The 25,146-nt window shown below is 69.2% G+C and carries 26 protein-coding genes; 8 read left to right on the forward strand and 18 right to left on the reverse strand.

Features of this window, described 5'->3' with window-relative positions; all coding sequences use genetic code 11:
• Window positions 1-11: 11 nt before the first annotated feature.
• The 3 genes from AC1MBE_RS09150 to AC1MBE_RS09160 form a co-directional block, all read right to left on the reverse strand.
• The gene (locus AC1MBE_RS09150; RefSeq protein WP_479777526.1) at window positions 12-1,202 is read right to left on the reverse strand and encodes a 4-hydroxybenzoate 3-monooxygenase; all 1,191 of its coding nucleotides are present in this window, start codon (window positions 1,200-1,202) and stop codon (window positions 12-14) included.
• Between the two features lie 109 nt (window positions 1,203-1,311).
• A complete protein-coding gene (locus AC1MBE_RS09155) occupies window positions 1,312-2,091 on the reverse strand; it encodes an IclR family transcriptional regulator (protein ID WP_479777528.1) in 780 nt (259 codons plus the stop codon).
• Between the two features lie 82 nt (window positions 2,092-2,173).
• A complete protein-coding gene (locus AC1MBE_RS09160; RefSeq protein WP_479782551.1) occupies window positions 2,174-3,214 on the reverse strand; it encodes an FUSC family protein in 1,041 nt (346 codons plus the stop codon).
• Window positions 3,215-3,391: 177 nt separating this feature from the next.
• On the opposite strand from AC1MBE_RS09160, the gene mscL reads away from it, so the two are divergent.
• Window positions 3,392-3,946 (forward strand): large conductance mechanosensitive channel protein MscL, encoded by a 555-nt coding sequence (gene mscL / locus AC1MBE_RS09165; protein WP_479777530.1) that lies wholly within the window; start codon window positions 3,392-3,394, stop codon window positions 3,944-3,946.
• A gap of 127 nt (window positions 3,947-4,073) precedes the next feature.
• On the opposite strand, the gene AC1MBE_RS09170 is transcribed toward mscL, so the two are convergent.
• Window positions 4,074-5,027 carry a diacylglycerol/lipid kinase family protein gene (locus tag AC1MBE_RS09170; protein ID WP_479777532.1) on the reverse strand — a complete coding sequence of 318 codons (954 nt, stop codon included), beginning with the start codon at window positions 5,025-5,027 and terminating at the stop codon, window positions 4,074-4,076.
• Window positions 5,028-5,238: 211 nt separating this feature from the next.
• Between AC1MBE_RS09170 and AC1MBE_RS09175 the strand changes: the two genes are divergently transcribed.
• Window positions 5,239-5,472, forward strand: coding sequence for a hypothetical protein (locus AC1MBE_RS09175; protein WP_479777534.1), 234 nt, complete (start codon window positions 5,239-5,241; stop codon window positions 5,470-5,472).
• A 111-nt stretch (window positions 5,473-5,583) separates the two neighbouring features.
• Window positions 5,584-5,940 (forward strand): hypothetical protein, encoded by a 357-nt coding sequence (locus AC1MBE_RS09180; RefSeq protein ID WP_479777536.1) that lies wholly within the window; start codon window positions 5,584-5,586, stop codon window positions 5,938-5,940.
• Here AC1MBE_RS09180 and AC1MBE_RS09185 read toward each other — a convergent pair.
• The 12 genes from AC1MBE_RS09185 to AC1MBE_RS09240 form a co-directional block, all read right to left on the reverse strand.
• On the reverse strand, window positions 5,909-6,730 hold the full coding sequence (locus AC1MBE_RS09185) for an IclR family transcriptional regulator domain-containing protein (protein ID WP_479777538.1): 822 nt from the start codon (window positions 6,728-6,730) through the stop codon (window positions 5,909-5,911). The two genes, AC1MBE_RS09180 and AC1MBE_RS09185, sit on opposite strands and share 32 nt — an antisense overlap.
• Before the next feature lie 105 nt (window positions 6,731-6,835).
• Window positions 6,836-7,510, reverse strand: a complete 675-nt coding sequence (locus tag AC1MBE_RS09190) for a 3-oxoacid CoA-transferase subunit B (RefSeq protein ID WP_479777540.1) — start codon at window positions 7,508-7,510, stop codon at window positions 6,836-6,838.
• A complete protein-coding gene (locus AC1MBE_RS09195; protein ID WP_479777542.1) occupies window positions 7,510-8,169 on the reverse strand; it encodes a 3-oxoacid CoA-transferase subunit A in 660 nt (219 codons plus the stop codon). Before AC1MBE_RS09195 ends, AC1MBE_RS09190 begins: the two co-directional genes overlap by 1 nt.
• A 3-nt stretch (window positions 8,170-8,172) precedes the next feature.
• Window positions 8,173-9,399, reverse strand: a complete 1,227-nt coding sequence (locus AC1MBE_RS09200; protein ID WP_479777543.1) for a thiolase family protein — start codon at window positions 9,397-9,399, stop codon at window positions 8,173-8,175.
• A complete protein-coding gene (gene pcaC / locus AC1MBE_RS09205) occupies window positions 9,396-9,851 on the reverse strand; it encodes a 4-carboxymuconolactone decarboxylase (protein ID WP_479777545.1) in 456 nt (151 codons plus the stop codon). The genes AC1MBE_RS09200 and pcaC overlap by 4 nt, the downstream gene beginning before the upstream one ends.
• On the reverse strand, window positions 9,848-10,669 hold the full coding sequence (locus AC1MBE_RS09210) for an alpha/beta fold hydrolase (protein ID WP_479777547.1): 822 nt from the start codon (window positions 10,667-10,669) through the stop codon (window positions 9,848-9,850). The genes pcaC and AC1MBE_RS09210 overlap by 4 nt, the downstream gene beginning before the upstream one ends.
• The gene (locus AC1MBE_RS09215; RefSeq protein WP_479777549.1) at window positions 10,662-12,149 is read right to left on the reverse strand and encodes a lyase family protein; all 1,488 of its coding nucleotides are present in this window, start codon (window positions 12,147-12,149) and stop codon (window positions 10,662-10,664) included. The genes AC1MBE_RS09210 and AC1MBE_RS09215 overlap by 8 nt, the downstream gene beginning before the upstream one ends.
• Complete coding sequence (gene pcaG, locus AC1MBE_RS09220) at window positions 12,146-12,757, reverse strand: protocatechuate 3,4-dioxygenase subunit alpha (RefSeq protein WP_479777551.1); 612 nt, start codon at window positions 12,755-12,757, stop codon at window positions 12,146-12,148. Before pcaG ends, AC1MBE_RS09215 begins: the two co-directional genes overlap by 4 nt.
• Complete coding sequence (pcaH, locus tag AC1MBE_RS09225) at window positions 12,750-13,655, reverse strand: protocatechuate 3,4-dioxygenase subunit beta (protein ID WP_479777554.1); 906 nt, start codon at window positions 13,653-13,655, stop codon at window positions 12,750-12,752. The genes pcaG and pcaH overlap by 8 nt, the downstream gene beginning before the upstream one ends.
• A gap of 45 nt (window positions 13,656-13,700) precedes the next feature.
• Window positions 13,701-15,632, reverse strand: coding sequence for a TIM barrel protein (locus AC1MBE_RS09230; protein ID WP_479777556.1), 1,932 nt, complete (start codon window positions 15,630-15,632; stop codon window positions 13,701-13,703).
• Entirely contained in the window at window positions 15,632-16,513 is an 882-nt protein-coding gene (locus AC1MBE_RS09235; protein WP_479777558.1) for a shikimate dehydrogenase, read from the reverse strand. Before AC1MBE_RS09235 ends, AC1MBE_RS09230 begins: the two co-directional genes overlap by 1 nt.
• Before the next feature lie 161 nt (window positions 16,514-16,674).
• A complete protein-coding gene (locus AC1MBE_RS09240; RefSeq protein ID WP_479777560.1) occupies window positions 16,675-17,550 on the reverse strand; it encodes an IclR family transcriptional regulator in 876 nt (291 codons plus the stop codon).
• Between the two features lie 226 nt (window positions 17,551-17,776).
• On the opposite strand from AC1MBE_RS09240, the gene AC1MBE_RS09245 reads away from it, so the two are divergent.
• Complete coding sequence (locus AC1MBE_RS09245) at window positions 17,777-19,096, forward strand: MFS transporter (RefSeq protein WP_479777562.1); 1,320 nt, start codon at window positions 17,777-17,779, stop codon at window positions 19,094-19,096.
• A 141-nt stretch (window positions 19,097-19,237) separates the two neighbouring features.
• Here the strand turns inward: AC1MBE_RS09245 and AC1MBE_RS09250 are convergent, their stop codons facing one another.
• Window positions 19,238-20,314 (reverse strand): ATP-dependent DNA ligase, encoded by a 1,077-nt coding sequence (locus AC1MBE_RS09250; RefSeq protein WP_479777564.1) that lies wholly within the window; start codon window positions 20,312-20,314, stop codon window positions 19,238-19,240.
• A gap of 116 nt (window positions 20,315-20,430) precedes the next feature.
• Here AC1MBE_RS09250 and AC1MBE_RS09255 point away from each other — a divergent pair, with 116 nt between their 5' ends.
• The 3 genes from AC1MBE_RS09255 to AC1MBE_RS09265 all read left to right on the forward strand — a co-directional run bounded on the left by AC1MBE_RS09255 (window position 20,431) and on the right by AC1MBE_RS09265 (window position 23,487).
• The gene (locus AC1MBE_RS09255; protein ID WP_479777566.1) at window positions 20,431-21,417 is read left to right on the forward strand and encodes a TIGR03885 family FMN-dependent LLM class oxidoreductase; all 987 of its coding nucleotides are present in this window, start codon (window positions 20,431-20,433) and stop codon (window positions 21,415-21,417) included.
• The gene (locus AC1MBE_RS09260; protein ID WP_479777568.1) at window positions 21,414-23,108 is read left to right on the forward strand and encodes an alpha-amylase family protein; all 1,695 of its coding nucleotides are present in this window, start codon (window positions 21,414-21,416) and stop codon (window positions 23,106-23,108) included. Before AC1MBE_RS09255 ends, AC1MBE_RS09260 begins: the two co-directional genes overlap by 4 nt.
• A gap of 142 nt (window positions 23,109-23,250) precedes the next feature.
• Entirely contained in the window at window positions 23,251-23,487 is a 237-nt protein-coding gene (locus AC1MBE_RS09265; RefSeq protein ID WP_479777570.1) for a hypothetical protein, read from the forward strand.
• Between the two features lie 53 nt (window positions 23,488-23,540).
• Here AC1MBE_RS09265 and AC1MBE_RS09270 read toward each other — a convergent pair whose 3' ends face one another.
• Window positions 23,541-24,353 (reverse strand): NAD(P)-dependent oxidoreductase, encoded by an 813-nt coding sequence (locus AC1MBE_RS09270; RefSeq protein WP_479777572.1) that lies wholly within the window; start codon window positions 24,351-24,353, stop codon window positions 23,541-23,543.
• Between the two features lie 58 nt (window positions 24,354-24,411).
• Here AC1MBE_RS09270 and AC1MBE_RS09275 point away from each other — a divergent pair, with 58 nt between their 5' ends.
• The gene (locus tag AC1MBE_RS09275) at window positions 24,412-25,113 is read left to right on the forward strand and encodes a GntR family transcriptional regulator (RefSeq protein ID WP_479777574.1); all 702 of its coding nucleotides are present in this window, start codon (window positions 24,412-24,414) and stop codon (window positions 25,111-25,113) included.
• The last annotated feature ends 33 nt before the right edge of the window (window positions 25,114-25,146 follow it).

Consider the following 25,146-nt stretch of genomic DNA (forward strand, 5'->3'; position numbering starts at 1 on the left):
CGGCGGGGCTCCTAGCGGCCTGCGGGCCAGCCGGTGTAGGCCTCGGCCAGGTAGGCGCGGCCGTGCCGCGAAGACACCACGGAATTGAGTTCGCCGAGCTGGCGGGCGCGGGCGAAGTCGTCGGCGTCGGCCGGGGTGTGCAACATGGAGGTCATCCAGTAGGAAAAATGCTGCGCCTTCCAGACCCGGTCCAGGGCGCGGTCGCTGTACAGGTCAAGGAGCATGGTGGACCCGGTCTTGTAGAAGCTGTCCAGGCCCTCGAACAGCACCCGGACGTCGTGGATGGCCAGGTTGAGGCCCTTGGCGCCGGTCGGCGGGACGGTGTGGGCGGCGTCGCCGGCCAGGAACAGTTTGCCGTGCCGCATCGGCGCGTGCACGAAGCTGCGGAACTTGAGCACCGTCTTGTCGATGACCGGGCCTTCCTTGAGTTCGAAGCCGTTGCCGTTGACGCGGCTGCGGAACGCCTCCCAGATGCGCTCGTCGTTCCAGTCGTTGACGTTCTCGTGCGGGTCGCACTGGAAGTACATCCGCTGCACGGTCTCGGTGCGCTGGCTGATCAGCGCGAAACCGTTATCCGAGTTGGCGTAGATCAGTTCATCGGAGCTGCGCGGCGCCTCGGCCAGGATGCCGAACCAGGCGAAGGGGTACTCGTGGAAGTACCACTTTCGGTCCGCCTCGGGGATCTGGACCCGGCAGTGGCTCCGCGAGCCGTCTGCGCCGGCGATGAAGTCGGCCTGCAGCTCGAACTCGGTGCCGTCGGCGTCCGTGAACCACACCCTCGGCGAACCTTCGATGTCATGGATGCTGGTCTCCGTCACGCTGTACCGGACGTCGCCGCCGTCGGCTTCCCGGCGCGCGGCGAGGTCCCTGAAGACGTCGGTCTGGGGGTAGAGCCAGACCGACTCGCCCACCAAGTCCTGGAAGTCGATGCGGTGGCTTTCGCCGTTGAACCGCAGTTCGATGCCGTCGTGTCGGTCGCCGTCGCGCAGCACCCGGTCGGAGACGTCGCTGTCCACGAGCAGGTTGACCGTACCGTGTTCGAGGATGCCCGCCCGGACGGTTTCGGAGATTTCCTGCCGGCTCCGCAGTTCGACCACGGTGGACTCGATGCCCTCTTTGGCCAGCAGGTGGGAGAGCATGAGCCCGGCGGGGCCGCCGCCGACGATGGCCACCTGGGTGGTGATGACTTTTCGGGCTGCCATGGTGTCCTCGCTTCGTTGCGGGTCCGGAACCGCGTGGCGGGTGCACGCGCCAATTCCGGACCGGATCGGTCTTCTGGCTAACAGTGTGCCCCCGGAGGAGTGATCCGGGTTACACGTCTTCCATTGAACGGAAATCAAGGGCCGCGCGGGAGTCCCCCAGCCGGCGTCCGATGCCCCGCGCCGCTGTCTGCAGCGCCGGCACCAGCGCCTGCAGGCGCATCTCGCGCAGCGGGACCACGACGCCGAGCGCCGCCACGGTCCGCTTCCTGCTGTCCCGCACCGGGACGGCGATTCCCCAGGTATCGGGATCCACCACCCCGGCCAGCTGGGCAAACCCCTGGCCGGCGGCTTCGGCCAGGAGGGCTCGAAGGTCACCGGGCCGGAGCTGGCCCGCGGGATCGCTGAACTGGCGCAGGTACGCGGACTGCACGGCGGCCGGCTGGTGGGCCATCAGGACCACCCCGGCGGAGGAGAGGTGCACCGGCATCCGTCCGGCGATCTTCGCGCGGTTCGCCACCGAGCCGCGGCGGGACAGCCGCTCCACAAACAGGGCGTCCCAGCCGTCCAGCACGGCCAGGTTCACGTTTTGGTTCAGCACCTGCTGGATGTCCTCCATAAACGGCATCGCCGCCTGCCGGAGGGCAAGCGTCGGCGAATTCCGGTTGACCAGTTCCCACAGCCGCAACCCCAGCCGAACCGACCCGGCGTCGCCCAACTCGAGCAGGCCGTGCCCGGCCAGCTGCCGGACCAGCCGGTGCGCAGTGGTCAGCGGCAGGCCGGCCCGGTCCGCGAGGTCGGAGAGCTGCAGGGCCGCGGAGCCCTCGGGGAAGGCCTCGAGCAGGCGCACCACGCGGTCCACAACGGAGTCCCCCGACCCGGAATTAGCCACGTGTCCCGCCTCCTGCGAACTGTTGTCTGCCTGGGACCAGTCTTCCATTGAACGGCCACCGCCGCCCGTCCCCTACTGCGAGCTACTTGGGCTGTGGGGCCAGCCGGCGCCAGAGGGCCGGGGCCAGCACGACGCCGACGCCGACTGCCGCTCCGATGACGGTCTCCAGGAAACGGTCCCGCAGCAGGACTCCCGCGGGCACCGGAGCCACCAGCAGGGTCGAGATCAACGCCAGCGGGGTAACAAAGATTTGGGCCAGCATGTATTGGCGGGCGATGAACATCTCGGCGCCGAACTGGCAGGCGGCAATGACCAGCACGGTCTGCCAAGGGGCCGGCTCCAGCAGCAGGATTGCGGCCAGGAGCACCAGCCCCAGCGCGGTGCCGATAATGCGCTGCACGCCGCGGCTGATGCGGTGGCGTGTGCTGTGTCCCACCAGCGGAACGACGGCGGCCACCATGGCCCAGTAGTTATGGCCGAAGCCGAGCCATTCGCCGGCCAGGGTGGCGAGGGCGCCGGCCAGCCCGGCCGCGACGAGGTAGCCCACCGCTTCGAGCCAGGCCACGCGGCGCTCCTCGGCGGTCAGCCGGACACGCCGGGGCCATGCCCACGGCTGGCGGCGGCCCGGTGCCACCCGGGAGGACGGGCCGACCAGCAGCGAGAACGCCACGGTCAGGACAGCCACCAGCATTCCCTGCCAGAGCGGCGGCTGGCTGGGGATCGAGGCGATGGCCGCGAAAGCGAAGATGTGGAACAACGATCCGGCCGGGCGGAGCCGCCACCAGGCCACGACCAGGGAGCAGCCGCCGGCCACCAGCGTGGTTGCGAGGACCTGCAGCCAGGTGGTGGCGGACGGCGTGAGCGCGAAGGCTGACCCGGCGCGGGCGGTCAGGGCACCCAGCAGGATCACGGCGAGCATGAGCGAGCCGGCGCGCAGCTGCAGCACGAACCGCCGGCCGTGGGGCTCGTTCCGTCCGTAGATCCCGGCGAAGGCGCCGAAAGAGGCGAAAATGGCCAGATCCAACCGGCCCAGCAACAGCAGCGTGATCAGCGGGACGAAGACGCCGACGGCGCAACGGATCGCGGCCTGGTGGTCCTTGTTGGCTGGAGCCATGGTGAACATCTCGGCGAGCAGTTTCGCGGGCTTCACAGGTGGAATGTGCTTTCCTTTGCAGTCGAACGGGAAACGACGGCGGCACTGGCATCCCCCTGAATCGTACGCCGGATCCGCTGCCGAACCGGTCTTATCTTCCATTCAACGGAAGAAACGGCAGGCGCGTGGGGTGGTAGCGTCTATCGGTTGAACCACCCACCCCGCACCATTTCAGAGGACTCCATGCTCAAAGGATTCAAGGACTTCATCCTGCGCGGCAACGTGATCGAATTGTCCATCGCCGTCGTCGTCGGCACGGCCTTCACCGCACTGGTCACGGCCTTCACCACGAACATCGTGAACCCGATCGTCGCCGCGACGGGCGGCGTCCACGCCGACGGGCTCGGCTTCGCCATTTGGCCCGGAAACTCCAAGACTTTCGTGAACATCGGCGCCGTCATCACGTCGTTCGTGACTTTCATGATCACCGCGGCGGTGGTGTATTTCATTTTCGTGGCGCCGATGAACCGGCTCAACAGGATGGTCAAGCACCGGCTGGCCACCCAGGAACCCGAGGAAGAGCCACTCCCGGCGGACACCGCGCTGCTCGCGGAGATCCGCGACCTGCTGGCCGGCCTGGCCGGAAGCGGAGGAACCGCTGAGCACGCGGACGACGGCGCCCGTCCCGGGCCGCTCCCGGGCGACAATCTTCACCTGTCCGCAACGGCCCCGAAACAGCCGGCGGACACGATGGGGAGATGAAGCCATGGCCGACGGACAGACCGGTGCCCTGAGCCTCGCCGCCCACCCCTGCGGAATCGGCGCGGGCGCACCGGCTGGCCGTCCTTGCCGAGATCCTCGCCTACCGGCAGGCTTCGGCGCACGGGAGCTAGGACAGCTTCGGAGGCAGCGTCATCCGGATGGTCAGCGCCTCGTGCTCCACTTCGACCCTGAGGTGCTTGGCCTTACCGATGTGGTCGCCGTCAAGCTGGAACTCCAGTTCGTGCTCGAGACTGATTTCCGCGGTCTTCCCGGCGAAATACTCCACCGACTTGTTCTTGCCGTTCTTTCGGCCGAACATGCCCGCCAGCACGCTGAACCAGCCCAATTTGCCCTTCGGGGCCAGGAGCAGCACGTCGAGGATGTTGTCATCCAGCCTGGCGTCCGGAAAGACCTCCACCCCGCCGGTGATTTTGCCGCAGTTGCCCACCATCACGCTGCGGATCCGGCGGCGGACCGGGTGCTGGCCGTCGACGCTGATTTTCACCCGCACCGGCTTGCCGGGCAGGTGCCGGATGCCGGCCTCCACATAGGCGAGCCAGCCCACCCGGTCCTTGAGTTCGTCCACGGTGTTGGCCATGATCGCCGCGTCATAGCCAAGGCCGGCCATGACCAGGAAGAGCTGTTCGTCCTGGCTGTGGTCCAGCGTCGCCTTGACCACATCCACCTTGACGTCCGCGCCGTTGAGGATGTCGTAGCTGGCCGCCACCGGGTCGCTGATGTCGACGTTCATGTTGCGGGCCAGCAGGTTGCCGGTGCCCATTGGAACCAGGCCCATGGGCGTCCCGGTGCCCGCAAGAACCTCGGCCACGCAGCGGACGGTTCCGTCGCCGCCGGCAGCAATCACGACGTCGACCCCCGCCGCGAGCGCTTCCCGCGCCTGGCCCAGGCCGGTGTCCTCGGCCGTGGTCTCCAGCCAAAGCGGCTCGCTCCAGCCCTCCGTTTCGCAGAGCCGGTAAAAGGCTGCTTTGAAGTCCTCGCCGGAGGATTTCATGGGATTGACGATCACGGCGGCGCGCTTAGGCTGAACGGTGGTGTCCTGCGCGGCATTGGTCTGAGTCATGGCGTCCTTTGGCAAGTAGGCGGGAGGTGCCCGCAGGGAAATCCTATCGGTGCCGGCGGCCAACTCTTGCAGCGGGGCGCGGAATCATGGACGCGCTGTGCGGCCGGTCACTACACTGGCCGTGTCGAGGAACTGAAGCGTGCCGGCTCGGCCGGTTGCCTCTCCGGATTCGCCGGGGCGGCCGCGTTCCAGGCGCGGAAGGCGGGGGCACATGACCGGACCAGAAGAAAACTATTCAGCCGAGGCTGAGGCATCAAGCAGGGATCCGCACGACTGGGGCCGCGCGATGGCGCTGGCCCTGACCCGGCTGGCGGAGCAGCTGGCCCCGGAAGACAGCGAAGACATGCACGCCAGCCTCGTGGACCGGCCGCTGAACCTGCTCATCCGTGACGAAGCGGCCGGGGTCACCATCACTGTATCGACGCCGTCGGGTGCCGCGCGGTGACGGCCGGCTGAAATATTGCCGTGCGATTCGCCATTTCCCGGCCTTGTTGTGCCAGACTGGGCGGGAATTACCGGCCCGCTGCGGACCGGGACACTGATCTCATTTGGGGGAATGATGACAGAGCGCGCAAATTTTGACGCCGGAAAACAATCCGATTCTTATCGCCGGGCCGAGCCGGGCCATGGCCAACTCTGGCCGGACGGCGCGCCCTGGCCGGATTCCTCGGAGCACCGGCATGCGCAACTGCCGGCGCTGCCCCTCCCCAAGGCCCGGCCCGAATCCCGCGACCGCCGGATCCGGGGCACCGTCCTTGCCGTGGCCGCGGTCGTGGCGGCGATCGCGCTCTGGCTGATCCTGTGGAAGCTGGGCTGGCCGGCGTCGATCATTGGATTTCTGACGGCTGCCGCGGCCGCCTGGTTGTTCCTGGCCGGCGTCGTTACCGTCCGGCGGAGAGGTCCGCGGAAATGAGTTCGGCGGTGGCGACGGCGGCCTCGCGCACCGCGGAAACGTAGGCCTCCGGATCCGGTTCCGCGGCCACGGCCTGGGCCTGCAGCGAGACGTTGATGGCCGCGACCACCTTGTCCGGCCCGTCATGGATCGGCGCAGCCAGGGACATCAGTCCCAGCTCCAGTTCCTGGTTCAGCAGGCACCAGCCCTGCGCCCGGACGGTGTCCAGCTCCGCCAGCAGCCCTTCGCGGGTGCCGATGGCACGCGGCGTCAGCGGCCGGATGTCGGCCGTGGACAGGTACTCCTGGAGTTTCGCGGGCGGCAGGCCGGCAAGCAGGACCCGGCCCATGGAGGTGGCGTAGGCCGGGAACCGGGTGCCCACGGTGATGCCGACGGTCATGATCCGCCGCGTCGCGACCCGTGCGATGTAGACGATGTCCGTCCCGTCGAGGACGGCGGCCGACGTCGACTCCCCGAGCTGGAGCGAAAGTTCTTCCAGGTGCGGCTGGGCAATCTGCGGCAGGGACAGGCCGGACAGGTAGGCGTAACCGAGCTGCAGCACCTTGGCGGTCAGGGCGAAGGTCTTGCCGTCGGTACGGACGTAGCCGAGCTCCACCAGGGTGTGCAGGAACCGCCGTGCCGTGGCGCGGGTGAGCCCGGTCCGGGCCGCCACCTCGGTCAGCGTCATCAGCGGATGCTCGGAATCGAAGGAGCGGATCACCGCCAGTCCCCTCGCCAGCGACTGCACGTACTGGTCGCTGGCCGACGGCGCCCCGTCGGTCGTCCGGGTGTCCTGTGTTGCCTCAGTCATTTCACGCCTCTCGATCACGCATCACTCTATCGGCGCGAACATACACAACAGGGCCTGGAGGGGCGCTCCGGCGGGCCCTGAAGTGTACGTTCGCGCTACGGGGGGTCAGGCCGCCGCGGCGGCCGTGAGCGGCACCGGCACCAGAGCCTGCAGCTCCTCGAGGGTGCAGCCGAAGGTCTCCCGCACCTGGACGCCGTCGGGGCCGGTCAGGAACACCGCCTTGTCCGTGTAGACCCGCGTGACGCAGCCGATCCCGGTCAGCGGGTAGGTGCACGCATCGACGATCTTGGAGACGCCCTCGCGGGTCAGCAGGGTCATCATCACGAAGACGTCCTTGGCGCCGGTGGCCAGATCCATCGCGCCCCCGACGGCCGGGATCGCGTCCGGGGCGCCCGTGTGCCAGTTCGCGAGGTCGCCGGTCGCGGAGACCTGGAACGCGCCCAGGACGCAGATGTCCAAGTGACCGCCGCGCATGATCGCGAAGGAATCCGCGTGGTGGAAGTAGGAGGCGCCGGGCAGTTCGGTCACGGGAATCTTGCCCGCGTTGATGAGGTCGCCGTCGATCTGGTCCCCGGTGGCTTCCGGGCCCATCCCGAGCATGCCGTTTTCGGTATGGAGCGTGATGTTCTGCTCCGGTTCGAGGTAGTTGGACACCAGGGTGGGCTGGCCGATGCCGAGATTAACGAAGGACCCGGGCCTGATATCCCGGGCCACCAGCCGGGCCAGGTCATCGCGGCCCAGCGGCTTGTCGGAAGTCTGGATGCTCGTCTGGATGCTCATCAGGCCACCTTCACGATGCTGTTGACGTAAATTCCGGGAGTCACGATGATTTCCGGGTCCAGTCCGCCGGTCGGGACGATCTCGGAGACCTGGACAATGCTGTGCTTGGCCGCGGCGGCCATGATCGGGCCGAAGTTGCGGGCCGTCTTGCGGTAGACAAGGTTGCCCTTGCCGTCGGCCTTGAGCGCCTTGATCAGCGCAACGTCGGCGTGGAGCGGGGTCTCGAACACCTGCCACTTGCCGTCCAAAAAGCGGGTCTCCTTGCCTTCGGCCAGCATGGTGCCGTAGCCGGTGGGGGTGAAGAAGCCGCCGATTCCGGCGCCCGCGGCGCGGATCCGTTCGGCCAGGTTGCCCTGCGGGACAAGTTCCAGCTCGATCTCCCCGGCGCGGAACCTCGCGTCGAAGTGCCAGGAGTCGGACTGCCGGGGGAACGAGCAGATCATCTTCTTCACCCGGCCCTCCTTGATCAGCAGCGCGAGGCCCTGGTCGCCCTGGCCAGCGTTGTTGTTGACCACGGTGAGGTCCGTGGCCCCACAGTCCATCAGGGCGTCGATGAGTTCAAACGGTTGCCCGGCGTTGCCGAAGCCGCCGATCATCACGGTGGAACCGTCTTGGATCCCGGCGACGGCCTCGCCGACGGTGTCAATGAAATTGAGCATGGACTAGCCCTTTGCAGCTGGTGCCGACGGTTCATTCCGGCGGTCGGTGGTGACGTTTTCGAGGACGACGGCGAGGCCCTGGCCGACGCCGATGCAGATCGCGGCGACGCCCCAGCGTTCCCCGGAGGCCTGCAGCGACCGGGCCAGGGTGCCCAGGATCCGGCCGCCGGAAGCGCCCAGCGGGTGGCCCATCGCGATCGCGCCGCCGTGCCGGTTCACGATGGACGCATCGATGCCCCAGGCGTGGATGCAGGCCAGGGACTGCGCGGCGAACGCCTCGTTCAGTTCGACGGCGCCGACCTGGTCCCAGCCGATGCCCGCCTTGGCGAGGGCCTTGTTCGCGGCCTCCACCGGGGCGTAGCCGAAGAACTGCGGGTCATTGGCGTGCGCGCCGCGGCCCGCGATCCGGGCCAGCGGCTCCAGCCCCAGGATGCCGGCCGCATCCTCGGACCCGAGCCACGCCGCGGACGCCCCGTCCGACAGCGGCGACGCGTTCCCGGCCGTGACCGTGCCGTTCTCGGCACGGAACACGGTCTTGAGCCCGGCCAGCTTCTCCGCCGAGGACCCGGGCCGGATGCCCTCGTCCCGGACCAGGTCCGTCACCGGGACCGGCGTGACGAGGGTGTCGTAGAACCCCTCGTCCCAGGCCGCGGCGGCCAGGTTGTGCGAGGCCGCGGCGAACTCATCCTGCGCCTCCCGGCCCACCCCGTATTTGTCGGCCAGCCGTTCGGTCGCCTCGCCCAGGGACACGGTCCACTCCGGGCGCATGTTCTTGTTTACCAGCCGCCAGCCCAGCGTGGTGGAGACCAGCGACAGGTCCCCGGCCGGGTAGGGCTTCTCGGTTTTGGGCAGCACCCACGGCGCCCGCGACATCGACTCGACCCCGCCGACCAGCACCAGGTCCGCGTCCCCGGTGTTGATCTGCCGAGACGCGATCATCGCCGCGTCCAGCGAGGACCCGCACAACCGGTTCACAGTCGTACCCGGAACCGAGACCGGCAACCCGGCCAGCAACGTCCCCATCCGGGCGACATTGCGGTTCTCCTCGCCCGCGCCGTTCGCGTTGCCGAACACCACCTCATCGATCCGCCCGGCGTCGAGCCCCGGCGCGCGCCGCACCGCCTCGCCGATCACATGCGCAGCCAGATCATCCGGGCGCACCCCGGCAAGGCCGCCGCCGAACTTCCCAAACGGCGTCCGCACGGCGTCGTACACAAAAGCCTGTTTCATGAGTTCCTCGAAAGTTCTGCCGCGTCCGTTGCGGGGTTGTCCATGGAATGGAAAACCTGCTGCGCGGTCTTGAAGGCGGTGTTGGCGGAGGGGACTCCGCAGTAGATGGCGGTCTGCAGCAGGATTTCCTTGATCTCGTCCCGGCTCAGGCCGTTGGTGATGGCGGCGCGGATATGCATCGCCAGTTCCTCCCAGTGGCCGTGCGCCACCATCGCAGTGATCGTGACGGCGGAGCGCATCTGGCGGCTAATCCCGGGCCGGGTCCAGATCCCGCCCCAGGCGATCCGGGTGATCATGTCCTGGAAGTCCTCAGTGAAGGAATCCTTGTTGGCGTTCGCCCGGTCCACGTGCGCGGCGCCAAGCACCTCGCGGCGGACCCGCATGCCGCCGTCGTAGATCTCCTGGCTGGTGGCGTCCGGCTGCACCACACCGTTCCGTTCCTCGCCGGTCACTGGCCTGCTCCGCGGGATTCGGTCCAGCTGATCAGGCTGCGCAGCAGCCCGGCCACGTGGCCCGGCGCCTCAAAGGGGGCCAGGTGCGCCACGCCCTCGAGGGTCACCGCATTGGCCGTCCCGCCGCCGCCGGCGGTGATGCCGTCCACCATTTCCTTGGCCAGCGACGGCGGCGCGACAGCGTCCTCCGCGCCCGCCACCGCCTGGGTGGGGACCCGGATGCTGCCCAGTTCGCTCCGCACATCGAAACCCGCCAGGGCCTCGCAGCAGAAGGCGTAGCTGAAGCGGTCGGCGTCGCGCAGGGTGTGCAGCAGCCGGCTGCTGCGCTCGGGCTCGCGCTCCATAAAGCCCGGCGCGAACCAGCGCTGGGCGGACCCCTCGATCATCACCGGGGTGCCCTGGTTGCGGACGGTTTCGGCCCGCTCCAGCCAGCCTTCCGGAGTGCCGATCTTCGCGCCGGTGCACTGCACGGACAGGCTCTTGAGCCGTTCGCCGTGCTTGATGCCCAGCTGCAGGCCGGTGGCCCCGCCGAGCGAGACACCGGCGTAGTGGAACCGCGCGCCGGGAGCGATCGAATCGACCAGTTCGACGACGGCGTCGGCCAGCTCGGCGATGGAGAAGGTTTCCGCCGCGGCCGGCGAGATGCCGTGGCCGGGCAGGTCCCAGGCGACGACGTCGACGTCGTCGCCGAGCAGGGCGCCGGCCTGGCTCCAGAGCAGCGTGGACGTGCCCAGGGACGGGCCCACAACGAGCAGGGGCTTGTCGCCGAGCTCGCGCACGGGCGAGAGCAGTACGGCCTTGACGGTTGGTCTAGCCACGGTTGGCGCCTTTCACTTCGGTCGGTGTTTTCGGTTCGGTGCGGGACTGCGCGGCATCAGGCCGGGCGAAGTCGGGCCACGCCGCGAGGATGCGGCGGGAGATTTCGGCGGCCTCGCCGAGGTAGTTGGCCGGGTCCAGCAGTTCCTCGAGCCGTTCATCGGTAAGCAGGTCGGCAGGGACGGCGGCGCGGAGGTGTTTCCGGTAGGCGCCGGGCTGTTCGGCCGCGGGCACCTGCAGGGTCTGGTCCACCACGTCCTGGAGCCGGCGCCGGCCGTCCGTTCCCAGCAGCGGTCCGACGGCGGCGGTCACCGCCTCGGACAGCAGCAGCGGGCCGGACAGGTCCAGGTTGCGCCGCATCGCCGACGGGAAGACCTGCAGGCCCCTGGTCAGCTCGCGGAGTTGGCCGGCGGCGCCCAGGGACAGGCGGAGCAGGGAGCGCAGCGCGGACCACTCGGCGTGCCAGGCGCCGTCGGGCCGTTCGTCGTTGAAGTTGGCCGCCGCGAGGTGCAGCTGGGCGGCCAGCGCCGGTGCCTGCAGCGCGGCGCTGCGGACCAGCACGGACAGCACCGGGTTCTGCTTCTGCGGCATGGCCGAGGAGCCGCCGCGGCCGGCGGCGCGCGGCTCGGCGAGTTCCGCCACCTCGGGGCGGCTCAGGAACAGCACGTCGGCGGCGATCTTGCCCGCGGCGTCCGTCACGGCGGCCAGGGCGTCGCCGAGCGCGGTGACCGCGAGGCGGTTGGTGTGCCACGGTGCCGGGACCGCGGCCAGCCCGAGCCGACCGGCGAGGCGGTCGGCGAGGTCGAGCGGCGCCAGGGCCGAACCTTCGGTCAGCACGGTGCCGGCCGCCAGGGTTCCGGCCGCTCCCCCGGTCTGCACCGGAAACTCCACGCCCTCGAGCCGGTGCGCGGCAGCGGCCAGGCCGTGGAACCATTGCGCGGCTTTCAGGCCGAAGCTGAACGGCAGCGAGTGCTGGGTCAGGCTCCGGCCCACGCACAGGGTCCGCTGGTGCTGGTGCGCGAGGGCCGCGAGGGCCGACGTCGTGCGCTTGATCTCGCCGAGCAGTTCCCGGACGGCGCCGGAAGCCAGCAGCATCAGGGCGGAGTCGAGCACGTCCTGGCTGGTCAGCGAGGTGTGCACGGCCCGCGCGGCGCCGATGCCGGCGGTATCGAGGGCCGTGACCTGCGCGCGGAGGTCGGCGAGCAGCGGGATCACCGGGTTGCCGCCGCCCTGGGCGCGGACGGCGATTGAAGCGATGTCGTAGCGGTCAACGCCGGCGGCTTCCGCCACGATGGCGGCGGACCCGGCCGGGGCGAGGGACGCCTCTTCGAGGACTTCTGCCCAGCCGGCCTCGACCCGGAGCAGGGCGGCGAGGACCGCCCGGTCCCCGGTCAGGGCTGCCACCGAGGGCGACGCCGAAACCGGGCTCAGCAGGCCGACGTCGCCGTCCTGCCCGAAGCCGCCGCCGTTGCCGGCCGTCACTGCGAGGCGTCCTCGGCGCTGTTTTCGTCAGCGCCGGTACCCGCGGCGCCTTCGCCTTCGAAGTCGAGGAACACCGTCTCACCTTCGCCCTGCAGCCGGATGTCCCAGCTCAGGCCGCCATCCGGGTCGCGCCGGGCGATCAGGGTCCGGCGGCGTTCCGGATCGAGGGAGGACAGCAGCGGATCCGCGGCGAGGGCTTCCTCGTTCTCCGGCAGGTAGACGCGGGTGAAGAGCCGGTTCATCAGTCCGCGGGCGAACACGACCACGGAAATGAACGGTGCGGCGCCGGGCGCGGTGGGGCCGGGGTTGACAGTGGTAAAGGTGAAGACACCGGTGTTGCCCACCGCGCTGCGGCCGAAGCCGGTGAAGGTGTAGCCGTCGCGGACCAGGGAGCCGGTGCGCTGCGGGACCTGTCCCTCGGCGTCGGCCTGCCAGATCTCCAGGATGGCGTCCGGCACCGGGTGCCCCGCGCCGTCGTACACGGTGCCCTGCAGGCGGATGGAGCTGGCGGAACCGGGCGCCAGCAGCTCCCGGTCCTTGGCGTAGGGCAGGGCGTAGCCGTAGAACGGGCCCACCGTCTGGCCGGGGGTGGGGGTCAATTTACTCATGGTCGTCTCCTTCTGCACCCAATGCCTCGTTTTCGGTCCAGGTCCGCTTTGAACCGGTCAGGACAATGTCCCAGTTGTAAGCCAGCGCCCACTCCGGTTTGGTCTGGTCGTGGTTGTAGCTGGCCACCAGGCGGTCCCGGGCGTCCTGGTCCACGATCGACTGGTAGATCGGATCCAGCGCGAAGAGCGGGTCGCCGGGGAAGTACATCTGCGTGACGATCCGCTGCGTGAACTCTTGGCCGAACAGGGAGAAGTGGATGTGGGCGGGGCGCCAGGCATTCAGGTGGTTCTTCCACGGGTAGGCGCCGGGCTTGATCGTGATGAAGCTGTAGGACCCGTCCGCGCCGGTGATGCAGCGGCCGACGCCGGTGAAGTTCGGGTCGAGCGGGGCCGGGTGCTGGTCGCGCTTGTGGATGTACCGGCCGGAGGAGTTGGCCTGCCAGATCTCCACCAGCTGGCCCGCCACGGGCCGGCCGTCGCCGTCGAGCACACGGCCGGAGACGATGATCCGCTCGCCCAGCGGTTCGCCGTTGTGCTGGATGGTGAGGTCGGATTCCAGCGCGTGCACGTCCATGTGCCCGAACGCCGGCGAGTACAGCTCAATGGTCTCCGGATCCGCGTGCTGCAGGCTCTTCGTCGGGTGCCGCAGGATGCTGCTGCGGTACGGCGGGTAGTCCAGCCGCGGCTGGGTTTCCGCCGGGGCGCCGGTGCGGCGGGCCTGTGCGTAGGCCTCCCCCAGCGCCTTCATCTCGTCGCTGAGGATCTGTTGCGATTCCGCCGCGGTGTCCAGGGCCGGGACAGCCTTTGCGGCCTGAGCCGGTGCCGCGGGCGCTGCGTCGGACACGTCTTCGGTGAGCGGGTCCGCGTTGAAAATCTCAAGGTTGATTTCTTCAGGCACAGCAGCCTCCTTTCGTTGGGGTGGGTCGATCCTGGCCGGGTGCGGTCAGGCGGTGAGTTTCAGCTGGTGCAGGTGGTCGTACTGGACGGCGTGCCGGACCGGGGCGTTGGGGGCCCCGTAGCCGTCGTAGGTGCCGCGGCGTTCCACCATTTCGAAGAACACGCTGCCGACGGTGGCGGTGTAGAAGTGCAGGAACTCGCCGTCGGCGTCACGGTCATAGAGCAGGTTCAGTTCGCGCAGGGTGGCCAGGAACGCCGGGTCCAGGTCGAAGCGCGCGTCCAGGTCCTCGTAGTAGTTCGCCGGGATGCGCAGGAATTCCAGGCCGCGGGCGCGGGCGGCCCGGGCCGTGGCCACGAGATCGTCGACGGCGAACGCGATGTGTTCCTGGTAGGTCCGGCGCTGCGTTCCCGCGGCGGTGGCGCCTGCGTCCGGTCCCGCCTCCTGCTGCAGCAGCGGGGCCAGGTTCAGCACCAGCCGCACTCCGCGGTCCCGCGTGGTCATCACCTGGGACCGGACCAGCCCGGTGGGGCTCGCCACCTCGGCGTACGGCTGCGGCTCCAGGGCCAGGGCGCTGGTGTAGAAAAGCACCGCCTCGTCGAAGTGCTGCCAGGGCTGCGCGAGGTTGACGTGGTCGATCACGGCCTGCGGGCCCCCGCCCGGGCCGGCTGCGTCGCCGGAGGTGCCGAATTCGTTGACCCAGGCGGCGGTGCCGTCCAGGCTGCCCTGGCACAGGAAGATCTCGGTGGAATCGGGCGCGGCGAAGCCTTGGAAGATTTCCTCGTTCGCCTGGCTCTTGCGCGGCACGGCCGGGGCTTTGAGCTGCTGCGCCCGCGCGGCGGCGATCACCGGGGAGTCGACGTCGAAGCCGACCGCGGCAATGGCGGTCTCCGCCGCGGCGGGCGCTTCCTCGTTGATGATCACGCGTGCGTGGCCCATGCTCCACAATTGCACATTCTTGGTCCGGTGCCGGCCGTTGAACGCGAACCCCAGCTGGCCCAGCAGGGTCTCCAGCGCGGCGGTGTCCGCGGCCCGCACCTCGGCGAAGTTGAACCCGGCCGGTTCGGCCACCCGCGGCAGCGTGGCCAGTTCCATCGGGTAGCGGCGGCGGCCGGCACCGCCCGCGGCGGCCTCGGCCGGCTGTGCCGCCGAGGGGTGTGCCTCCAGCCATTGGGCGCTTTGTTCCTCCAGCCAGATCAGCGAGCGCATGGCATCCACGGCGGTGCGTTCGACGTCGGACTGCCGGAAGACGTCGTTGAAGACCTCCAGCGAGACGGGGCCGGTGTAACCGGCGCGCACCACATGGCCCATGAACTTGGCGAGCTCGAACTGCCCCTCGCCCGGGAAGACCCGGTAGTGCCGGCTCCAGGACAGCACATCCATCGACAGCTTCGGCGCGTCCGCGACCTGGACGAAGAAGATCTTCTCCGGGTTGAACTGCTCGATCGGGGCGGTGTCCCAGTCCCGGGACAGGATGTGGAAGGAGTCCAGGCAGGTGCCCAGGTTCGGGTGGTCCACCAGTTCCACCAGGCGGTGGGCGTGTTCATAGTCGTTGACGTACCTGCCCCAGGCCAGGGCCTCGTAGGCGACCTTCACACCGTGGTCACCGGCGAGGGCGGCGAGCCGCGACAGCTGGCTCGCGCGGAGCTCGTCGTCGTCGATGCTGGCGGTGGCCACATTGGAGCAGACCAGGATGGTGTCCATGCCCAGCCGCGACATCAGCCGGAACTTGGCCTCCGCCCGGCGCAGGTTGGCCGCGAGCAGCTCCTCCGGCACGCTGTCGAAGTCGCGGAACGGCTGGTAGAGGTCGAGGCTGAGGCCCAGGTCCGCGGCCATCGCACGGATGTCTTCCGGGCTCAGGGACGAGGTCACGAGGTCCTGCTCGAAGATTTCGATCCCGTCGAAGCCGGCGACGGCGCAGGCCTGCATCTTCTCCTTCAGGGTGCCGGAGAGGCAGACGGTGGCGATTCCGGTGCGCATCAGGCGGCCACCTCCTCGGCGGCGACGAGCTCCAGGAAGTGGGCCCGCATCCGGTCCGCGTCGGCCTCGAGGCCGGTGAAGATCCGGAAGGCGTCGGCGGCCTGCCCCACGGCCATCCGACCGCCGTCGAGCACCTCGCAGCCCTTGGCCCGGGCTTCGCGGACCAGCTCGGTCTCGATCGGCCGGTAGACAATGTCCGCGACCCAGTGCCGGGACTCCACCAGGGACATGTCCAGCGGGACGCCCGGGTGGGCGGCCATGCCCACCGGCGTGCAGTGCACCAGCCCGTCGGCGAGCGGCATAAGCTCCGGCAGCTCCGCCGTCGTCCGGGCCGTGACCTGGCTGTCCGGGAAGAATCCGGCCAGCTCGCCCGCGCGGGCGGCGCAGCGGGCTGCGTCGGTGTCCACAAGGTCCAGCTGCCGCACCCCGGCGGTCAGCAGGGCGTAGGCGACGGCGGATCCCGCGCCGCCGGCGCCGAGCTGCACAACGCGGCCCAGCTTCGCACCGGGCAGGCCGGTGGCCAGGGCGGAAGCGAAGCCGGAGAAGTCGGTGTTGTGGCCGATAAAGCGGCCGTCCTGGATGGTCACCGTATTGACGGCACCGAGGCGCCGGGCGTCCGGTGAAATCTCGTGGAGGTGTTCGAGGACCAGCTGCTTGCAGGGGTGGGTGATGTTCAGTCCGTTGAAGCCGAGCCGGTGGGCGCCGGTCAGGAGTTCTCCGACGGCCTGGCCGGGGAGGCCCAGTTCGGTGAGGTCGATGGGGCGGTAAAGGTACCGGAGGCCCTGCACATCGCCTTCGCGTTCATGCATGGGGGGCGTGAGGGACGGCGTGACGCCATCGCCTACCAGGCCCACGAGGAAGGACTCTGCTCGATTGCTCATCCGTCTAGCTCCTTTGACAACGGCACTCGGCGGCCGCGACGTGGGCGGCGGGCCGGGTGGTAGGGATTACATTAGCGCAAGTGTTCACATATTGCACGGATGTTCTTATTGCGAACACAAAGTGGTGACTCGTAGTGTCGGACCGTAGGGATCCGCCCGTTTCAGCCCTGGGGAAGGCGGGCCGAGAGTTCGGCCGCGGCGGACTGGAGCAGCGGCACGAGGGCCACCAGGGCCTCCATGCTCATCCGGAAGACGGGGACCGCGGTGGCCAGCGAGGCGAAGGCGTGGCCCTGCGAATTGAAGACGGGAACCGCAACGGCGCGCATGCCCAGCTCGTTTTCCTCGTCCATGGTGGCGTAGCCGCGCTTCCGGACCAGCTCGATCTCGGCCCGGAAGGCGTCCCGGTCGGTGATGGAGAGGTCGGTTAGCGCTTCCAGCTCAAGGTCCTCCACCAGCTGCTGCCGGGTGGCGTCGTCGGCAAACGCGACGAGCGCCTTGCCCACGGAGGTGGTGTGCAGGGCGCCGAGGTGGCCCGGGTCTGACGTGACGCGGAAGGTCTGCGGACCGTCCACCTTGTTGACGGTGAGGTGATGCTTCCCGTCGCGGACCGAGAGGATGGTGGCCTCGCCGGTCTCCTCGGTGACGCGCCGCAGGATCGGGAGCGCGGTGCCGGCGAAGCCGTGGTGGTTGGAGACCCGCTGGCCGAGCTGGAAGACCCGCAGGCCCAGGTGGTAGCGGCGGCCGTCAGCCTCATAGTCGACAAAACCGTCCCTGGTCAGCGAGCCGAGCAGCCGGTAGGTGGTGCTGAAGGGCAGCTCCGCGCGGCGCGACAGCTCGGCGGCACTGGCCCCGCGGGGCTCGTCGCCCAGCAGCACCAGCAGCCCGAGGGCCTTGCCGACCATGTCGGTGCGCGAGTCCTCCTTGGCGGACTTGGCCGCCTTGGCGGACGTGGCCGGCTGGAGGGCCTCGTCCGGACCGGCGCCGTCGCCGGGGGTGCCGGCGGCGGGGGCCACCTCTGTGTCTTGGTTCACACTCATGGATCGATGTTCTCACATGATGAGAGCTATTGCTAGATCGTGATTATTTTTCTTGACAAGTGATGGCGCTCACAGCCATGCTTGCTACATCGCACAAGTAGCTCCCACCATGTGGCTACTAGTCCGGGTCTTTCCTCGGTCCACCGGCTGCCGCACACTTGAAGCCAGCGGCCGGCGAGACCTTCCCGATCCATCCGCGACAACGTCGTCACACCAAAGGAACACCATGAGCCAGACACTCCCGTCTACGACGCCGGGCACTGCCGCACCGGCCGGGACACCAAAGAAGGCAGCACTCGCCAGCTTCCTCGGCAGCGCCGTCGAGTACTACGACTTCTTCATTTTCGGTTCTGCCGCCGCGCTGATCTTCCCGAAGGTCTTCTTCCCGGACGCGGACGCCAACGCCGCCATCATGTCCTTCGCGACCTTCGGCTTCGCCTACGTGGCGCGGCCGGTCGGCGCCGTCATCCTGGGCCACTTCGGTGACCGGGTGGGCCGCCGCAAGGTCCTGATGTTCACCCTGCTGCTGATGGGCGCCTCCACCTTCGTGATCGGCTGCCTGCCGGACTTCAAGACCGTCGGCTGGTGGGCGCCCGCGCTGCTCGTCGTGGCCCGGCTCTGCCAGGGTCTTTCCGCCGCCGGCGAGCAGGCCGGCGCTTCGTCCATGACCCTGGAGCACGCGCCGGACAACCGCCGCTCGTTCTTCACCTCCTGGACACTGACCGGCACCCAGGGCGGCCAGATCCTTGCCGCGCTCGTCTTCATCCCCGTCCTGGCCCTGCCGGACGAGATCAAGTACGGCATCGGCTGGCGCATTCCGTTCTGGCTCAGCGCCGTCGTCGTGGTGGTTGCGTTCTTTATCCGCCGCACGCTGCACGAGCCGCCCGCCTTCGAGGAAGCCCAGAAGAGCGCCCAAATCTCCAAGCTCCCCGTCGCGGACCTGCTCAAGCACCACTGGCGCGACGTTCTGCGCGTGGTTGCTTGCGCCTTCATCGCCGCCGTCTCCACCGTGTTCGGGACCCTGGCCATCGCCTACGCCAAGAACGTCGCCAACGTGGACGGCACCGTCACCCTCTGGCTCGTGGTGGGCGCCAACCTGGTCGCCCTCGGCACCCAGCCGCTCTTCGGCAAGCTGGCCGACCGGATCGGCCGCAAGCCGGTCTTCATCTACGGCGCACTCTCCAGCGCGGTGCTGACCCCGGTGTTCCTGCTCAGCCTCGAATCCGGCAGCGTCCCGCTGATGTTCCTGGCCGCCATCGGCTTCTTCTCCTTCGGCTACGCGGCCTCCAACGCCGTCTGGCCTTCCTTCTACGCCGAAATGTTCAGCACCAAGGTCCGCTTCTCCGGACTGGCGATCGGCACCCAGCTCGGCTTCCTGATGGCGGGCTTCGCCCCGGCCATCGTTGCAGCCATGGGCGGCATCAAGCCCGGCGGCTGGGTCCAGATCACCATCTTCACCGGCATCATCTGCGTCATTGCCGCGGTCTCGGCACTGACCGCCAAGGAAACCTTCAAGGTTCCCACCAAGGAGCTCGGCCTGCGCTAAGGGTCCCCGACGCTCCAGCCCGGTTCTGCCTGGAAAAGCCCGGCGTGTTTCCGCAACACGCCGGGCTTTTCCGCGTGTCGGGGCGGACTCGGGCGGAAGAACCGGGCGGGAGCGTCGCGTGGAACGCTCGACGGCGGGAGTTCAGCCGCCGCCGGCGCCCAGCACGGCGGCCAGGTCGTAGCTGACCGGCTCCTCCAGCTGGGCGTACGTGCAGGAGGTCGGCTCCCGGTCCGGACGCCAGCGCACAAACTGCGTGGTGTGCCGGAAACGTTCGCCCTCCATGTGGTCATACTTCACTTCCACCACGCGCTCGGGCCGCAGCGGCGTGAAGCTCAGGTCCTTGCCCCCGCTCCAGCGGCTGCCCTCGGCGTTGCGCGGCGTCCGGGATCCTTCCTCCTGCCTGGCCCAGGCCCACGGGTGGTCCGCGAAGTCGGTGACGAGCGGCTGGAGTTCCTCGAACAGTTCCTTGCGGCGCTGCATCGGGAAGGCGCCCACCACGCCTACGTTGGCCAGCACGCCATCGTCGTCATACAGTCCCAGCAGCAGCGAACCGATCCGGTCCGGGCCGGAGGTGTGCACCCGGTAACCGGCAAGGACACAGTCGGCGGTGCGTTCGTGCTTGACCTTGAACATGGTGCGTTTGTCCGGCTGGTAGCTGGCGTCGAGTGCCTTGGCCACGATCCCGTCCAGGCCGGCGCCTTCAAACTGCCGGAACCACAGCCCCGCGGTGTCCCGGTCCCGGGTCGCGGCGGTCAGGTGCACCGGCGCCGAGCTGTCCGCGAGCGCCTGCTCCAGGGCCGCCCGGCGCTCCTGGAACGGCCGGCCGGTGAAATCCTCGTCGCCGAGGGCCAGCAGGTCGAAGGCGACAAAACTCGCGGGGGTCTGCTCGGCGAGCAGCCGGACCCGGCTCGCCGCGGGGTGGATTCGCTGCTGGAGCGCATCGAAGTCGAGGCGGTTCCCCGGCGCACCGACCAGGACGATCTCGCCGTCCAGCACGCAGCGCGGCGGCAGGTTTGCCTTCAGCGCCTCCACGAGCTCCGGGAAGTAGCGGGTCAGAGGTTTGCCGTTGCGGCTGCCGATCTCCACCTCGTCGCCGTCGCGGAAGATGATGGAGCGGAACCCGTCCCACTTGGGCTCGAAGCTCATGGCCCCCTCCGGCAGGGCGCTGACGGCCTTCGCCAGCATCGGCGCAATCGGGGGCATCAAGGGCAGTCGCATAAGGCCCATTCTGGCGCGGCCGGACGCCGACGTCGATCCCCCGGCCCGTCCGGCGCGCCGGGCCGCCGCCGGCCGGTTCCCTCGACAGACCCGCGGCCCGGCGGTAGACATTAACGATGGCTACCCTCGGATTTCACGCCTCGCACGAACAGATCAGCCCGGGCCGGCTGCTCAAGGACGTCCAGCTGGCGGAACAGGCGGGATTTGACGCCGCCATGTGCTCGGACCACATTGAGCCGTGGTCGGCCCGGCAGGGACACTCGGGATTCGCCTGGTCCTGGCTCGGCGCCGCCCTGGCCACCACGGGACTGCGCTTCGGCGTGGTGACGGCCCCGGGGCAGCGCTACCACCCGGCCATCATCGCGCACGCCTCCGCCACCCTGGCGGACATGTTCCCCGGCCGGTTCTGGATGGCTCCGGGCAGCGGGGAGAACATGAACGAACATGTGACCGGCGATCCGTGGCCGGCCAAGGAAACCCGCCAGCGCCGGCTGGAGGAGTGTGTGGACATCATCCGCCGCCTCCACAACGGCGAAGAGGTGACGCACCACGGGCTGGTCACCGTGGAACAGGCCCGGCTGTGGGACGTCCCGGAGATCAAGCCCCCGCTGATCGCGCCGGCGGTCAGCGTGGACACGGCCCGCCGCGGCGCTGCCTGGGCCGACGGCCTGGTGACCGTGAACCAGCCGCCCGGCAAGCTGCGGGACGTGCTGGCCGCCTACCGGGACGCCGGCGGGCGCGGGAAGGCCGTCCTGCAGGTCCACCTGTCCTGGGCTCCGACCGAGGAGGAAGCCCTCGCAATCGCCCTCGACCAATGGCGCAGCAACGTTTTCAGCCCGCCCATCCCCTGGGACCTCCCCGGCGCCGCGCACTTCGACGGCGTCAGCGCCGACGTCGGCCCGGACCAGGTGCGCAAGGTCGTCAACGTCTCGGCGGACACGGGGGAGCATGCCCAGTGGCTGGCCGAATACCTGGACCTCGGCTTCGACGAGCTCTACCTGCACTTCGTCGGCCAGGACCAGGCGCCGTTCATCGACGCCTTCGCCGAACGCGTGCTGCCCCAGCTGCGCTCCGGCAGCCGGACCCGGGAGGTGACCGCGTGAGGATCGCCGAAACCTCGGACCTGTGGTGGAAGAACGCCGTGATCTACTGCCTGGATCCGGAGACCTTCTTCGACAACGACGGCGACGGCACCGGGGATTTCTCCGGCCTCACCCAGCGCGTGGACTACCTGGCCGCCCTGGGAATCACGTGCATCTGGCTGATGCCGTTCTACCCGTCCCCGGACCGGGACGACGGGTACGACGTCACGGACATGTACGGGGTGGACCGCCGCCTGGGCACCCTCGGCGACGTGGTGGAATTCATCCGCACCGCCCACGACCGGGGCATCCGGGTGATCGCCGACTTCGTCATCAACCACACCTCGGACAAGCACCCGTGGTTTGTCGAAGCCCGTAAATCGGTGGACAACCCCTACCGGGACTACTACGTCTGGCGGAAGGACACCCCGCCGGACACCTCGGACCAGGTGGTGTTCCCGGGCGAGGAAACCGCCATCTGGACCCAGGACAAAGCCACCGGCGAGTGGTACCTGCACATGTTCGCCAAGCACCAGCCGGATCTGAACGTGATGAATCCGCAGGTCCGGGACGAGATCGCCAAGTCCATGGGCTTCTGGCTGCAACTGGGCCTGGACGGCTTCCGCCTGGACGCGGTGCCGTTTTTCCTCGAACTGCGGGGGGAACCAGAGGACAAGGCGGCCAGAACCGATCCGCACGATTACCTCAGCGCCCTGCGCAGCTTCCTGAACCGGCGGCACGGCAGCGCCGTGCTGCTCGGCGAGGTCAATCTGCCGTACAAGGAGCAGCTGAAGTACTTTGGCGGCGCGGCGGGAAATGAACTGAACATGCAGTTCGATTTCCTCTCCATGCAGAACATGTATCTGTCCCTGGCCCGTGAGGATGCCCGGCCGCTGGCTAAAACGCTGGGATCCCGGCCGGCGATCCACCCGGACAACCAGTGGGCCATGTTTGTCCGCAACCACGACGAACTAACCCTGGACAAGCTCAGCGACGCCGAACGGGAAGAAGTCTTCGCCGCGTTCGGGCCCGACCCGGACATGCAGATGTACGGCCGCGGCCTGCGCCGCCGGCTGCCCAGCATGCTCAACGGCGACCCCGCCCGGATCCGGATGGTCTATTCGCTGATGTTCTCCCTCCCGGGCACCCCCGTGCTGTTCTACGGCGAGGAGATCGGGATGGGCGAGGACCTGCGGGCAAAAGGCCGCTCCGCGGTCCGCTCCCCCATGCAGTGGAATGACACGGCCAACGCCGGCTTCTCCACCGCCCGGGAGCAGGAGCTGGTGGCCCAGGTGGTGGACGGCTACTTCGGTCCCAAGAACATCAACGCGGCCGCCGGCAAGCGGGATCCGGAATCCTTGTGGAACTTCATTGCCTCGCTTATCCAGCGTTACCGCGAAAGTCCCGAACTGGGCTGGGGCCGGTTCGAGCTCGTCAAGCAGCCGGTGGCCAGGGTGCTGCTGCACCGCTGCAGCCGGGATGGCTCCGCCCTGCTCCTGGCCCACAACTTCGGCGCCGAACCGGCCTCGGTGAGCGCCAACGCGGGCTCCGCGCAGGAACCGGGCCGCTCCTACGCCGGTGCGGTGCTGCAAGATCTGCTGGACGGCGAGGACATCCCGCTGCAGGACGACGGCGGTTTCGACCTGGAGCTGGACCGTTACGGCTACCGCTGGTTCCGGATCCACCATCCGGAGGACCGGCTCAGCCCCTGAGCCCGGCGGGCTCGCGCGGAAACACGGCGGCTCCGGAGAACTAACCCACCGCTTACCGGGCCGAAACGCGGCGGCAACAATGGCGCAGGACACTGGAGATGCCGGCAAGAGCAGGCACCAGCTCCAGTCCAGGAGGCCCGCCATGTTGCAGGAAGCCAAAGCCCAAACGACCCGCATCCGCGCCCTCGACCAGCTGCACCGCGGCGACGAGATCGAGGCCCGGCTGCGCGTGGGCCCCAATTACGACGACGTCGTGATCCGCCGCGGGAGCGTGCAGGAAACGGCGCCGGGGATCGGCGTCGTCTGGATCCTGGACCGGCAGTCGGGGACGCGCAAGGCCGTTAACGCGGACGAATGCAGCCTCTGGCGGGTGGCCTGAGGCGGCCCGGGGCGTTCCGCGGCACAGCCAACCGACCGGGCCGGCGGGCGTAGTCAGTCAGGACTGCCCGCGGCCAGCGAATGCAGCCACTCGATCGTGCCATCCGTGATCGGATGCGCGGCCCCGAGCGATTCGAGGAACGAGCGGGCCTGCCGCATCTCCTCCTCCCGCCGCACGGCATGCACCCGGCTGCCCTCCAGCAGCCGCGCCACCACCGCGTGGCCGGTGGGGCCCAGTTCCGCGGCGATCTGCCCGATCATCCAGTCCCCGGCTCCCACTGCCCGGGCCGCCGCCACGGACTCGAGGACGGTCGCGGCCAGGCCCTTCATAAAAACACTGCGCAGCAGCTTCAATTCCGCGGCCCGGCCGGCGTCGCCGCCCACACTGGTCCCCGGGATCCCCCATCCGGCGAGGACGGCGAGCAGCTCATCGGCCCCCGGCCCGCTCAGCACCAGGGGCGTCAGGATCCGTGCGCGGGGAACCGGTGCCATGACGGCGACGTCGACGAAGAGGATGCCGTGCCGGTCCGCGCGTTCCGCGAGCCGCCGCTTGTCCCCGGGGCCGGCGGTGTTCATATCGGCGAAGAGGGCCGTCGGTGCCATGGCCGTCAGAGCCTCGTCCAAGACAGCGCCCGCGGCGGCTCCCCCGACCAGGCTCAGCACCAGGTCGGCACCGCGGACGGCGTCGCCGACGCCGGCGGCGGGCGTCACACCGGCGGGGACGGCGGTGACGGCCGGATCGGCCGCCGTGACGGCCACTCCGGCCCGGGCAAGATCCGCGGCGTAGATGCTTCCCGCCTCGCCGAGACCCAGAACGGCGACGCGCCTGCGGACACTGCCGTCCGTTGCTCCTAGGATTGTAGACAATATGGTGTCTCGCATCGGGGCCCCTTCCTTGTCCGGCCATTCTGGGAGTTGAATGCACATGTCGTCAGTCACTGGCGGTCCACCGCTGGGGGCCGAAGCCGCCGCCACCGTTGACCCGAGCGTCACCGACGTCATCCGGCAGGCGATCATCCGCGGCGACTATGCGCCCAACCAGCGGCTGATCGAGGCGGACCTCAGTGCCGCGTTCTCGGCGAGCCGGGCCACCGTCCGGACCGCGCTGCTCGAACTCGCGGGCGAAGGCCTGGTGGAACGGCTGCCGAACCGCGGGTCCCGGGTACGGGCGATCTCCGTGGACGAGGCCATCGAAATCCTCGAGGTGCGGATCGGCGTCGAGGGCCTGTGTGCCGCCAAGACCGCCGCCCGCCTTTCCGACGAGGATGCCGCGGCCCTGGCGGACCTGCGGACCCGGATGATCGAGTCGGTCGCCGAGGGCGACCTGGTCGAATACTCTGGCCTCCATCTGTCCCTCGACGTCCGGCTCCGCGAACTGAGCCACCATGCCACCGCCTCCGAAGTGCTGGCCCGGCTGCACGCCCAAAGCGTCCGGCACCAGTTCAAGCTCTCGTCACGGCCCCAGCGGGCGAAAGTCTCGGTACTGGAGCACGCGGCGATCATCGACGCCGTCGTCGCCCGTGATCCCGACGCCGCCGAACTCGCCGTGCGCCGCCACCTGCTCAGCGTCATCGACGCCCTGCGCGAGGTCTCAGCGGCGGAAGCCGGCCCGGCGGCCGCGGGCTGAGGTGCGTCCCGTGCCTGGCCGGAGCCAGGCAGG

The sequence above is a fragment of the Arthrobacter sp. BG5 genome (genome assembly GCF_056680155.1).

Coding starts and splice junctions, on each gene's coding strand:
- AC1MBE_RS09150 (WP_479777526.1), bottom strand. CDS start 1,202: ATGGCAGCCCGAAAAGTCATCACCACCCAGGTGGCCATCGTCGGCGGC.
- AC1MBE_RS09160 (WP_479782551.1), bottom strand. CDS start 3,214: ATGTTCACCATGGCTCCAGCCAACAAGGACCACCAGGCCGCGATCCGT.
- AC1MBE_RS09170 (WP_479777532.1), bottom strand. CDS start 5,027: ATGACTCAGACCAATGCCGCGCAGGACACCACCGTTCAGCCTAAGCGC.
- AC1MBE_RS09175 (WP_479777534.1), top strand. CDS start 5,239: ATGACCGGACCAGAAGAAAACTATTCAGCCGAGGCTGAGGCATCAAGC.
- AC1MBE_RS09180 (WP_479777536.1), top strand. CDS start 5,584: ATGATGACAGAGCGCGCAAATTTTGACGCCGGAAAACAATCCGATTCT.
- AC1MBE_RS09185 (WP_479777538.1), bottom strand. CDS start 6,730: ATGACTGAGGCAACACAGGACACCCGGACGACCGACGGGGCGCCGTCG.
- AC1MBE_RS09190 (WP_479777540.1), bottom strand. CDS start 7,510: ATGAGCATCCAGACGAGCATCCAGACTTCCGACAAGCCGCTGGGCCGC.
- AC1MBE_RS09195 (WP_479777542.1), bottom strand. CDS start 8,169: ATGCTCAATTTCATTGACACCGTCGGCGAGGCCGTCGCCGGGATCCAA.
- AC1MBE_RS09200 (WP_479777543.1), bottom strand. CDS start 9,399: ATGAAACAGGCTTTTGTGTACGACGCCGTGCGGACGCCGTTTGGGAAG.
- pcaG (WP_479777551.1), bottom strand. CDS start 12,757: ATGAGTAAATTGACCCCCACCCCCGGCCAGACGGTGGGCCCGTTCTAC.
- AC1MBE_RS09230 (WP_479777556.1), bottom strand. CDS start 15,632: ATGCGCACCGGAATCGCCACCGTCTGCCTCTCCGGCACCCTGAAGGAG.
- AC1MBE_RS09235 (WP_479777558.1), bottom strand. CDS start 16,513: ATGAGCAATCGAGCAGAGTCCTTCCTCGTGGGCCTGGTAGGCGATGGC.
- AC1MBE_RS09240 (WP_479777560.1), bottom strand. CDS start 17,550: ATGAGTGTGAACCAAGACACAGAGGTGGCCCCCGCCGCCGGCACCCCC.
- AC1MBE_RS09245 (WP_479777562.1), top strand. CDS start 17,777: ATGAGCCAGACACTCCCGTCTACGACGCCGGGCACTGCCGCACCGGCC.
- AC1MBE_RS09250 (WP_479777564.1), bottom strand. CDS start 20,314: ATGCGACTGCCCTTGATGCCCCCGATTGCGCCGATGCTGGCGAAGGCC.
- AC1MBE_RS09255 (WP_479777566.1), top strand. CDS start 20,431: ATGGCTACCCTCGGATTTCACGCCTCGCACGAACAGATCAGCCCGGGC.
- AC1MBE_RS09265 (WP_479777570.1), top strand. CDS start 23,251: ATGTTGCAGGAAGCCAAAGCCCAAACGACCCGCATCCGCGCCCTCGAC.
- AC1MBE_RS09275 (WP_479777574.1), top strand. CDS start 24,412: ATGTCGTCAGTCACTGGCGGTCCACCGCTGGGGGCCGAAGCCGCCGCC.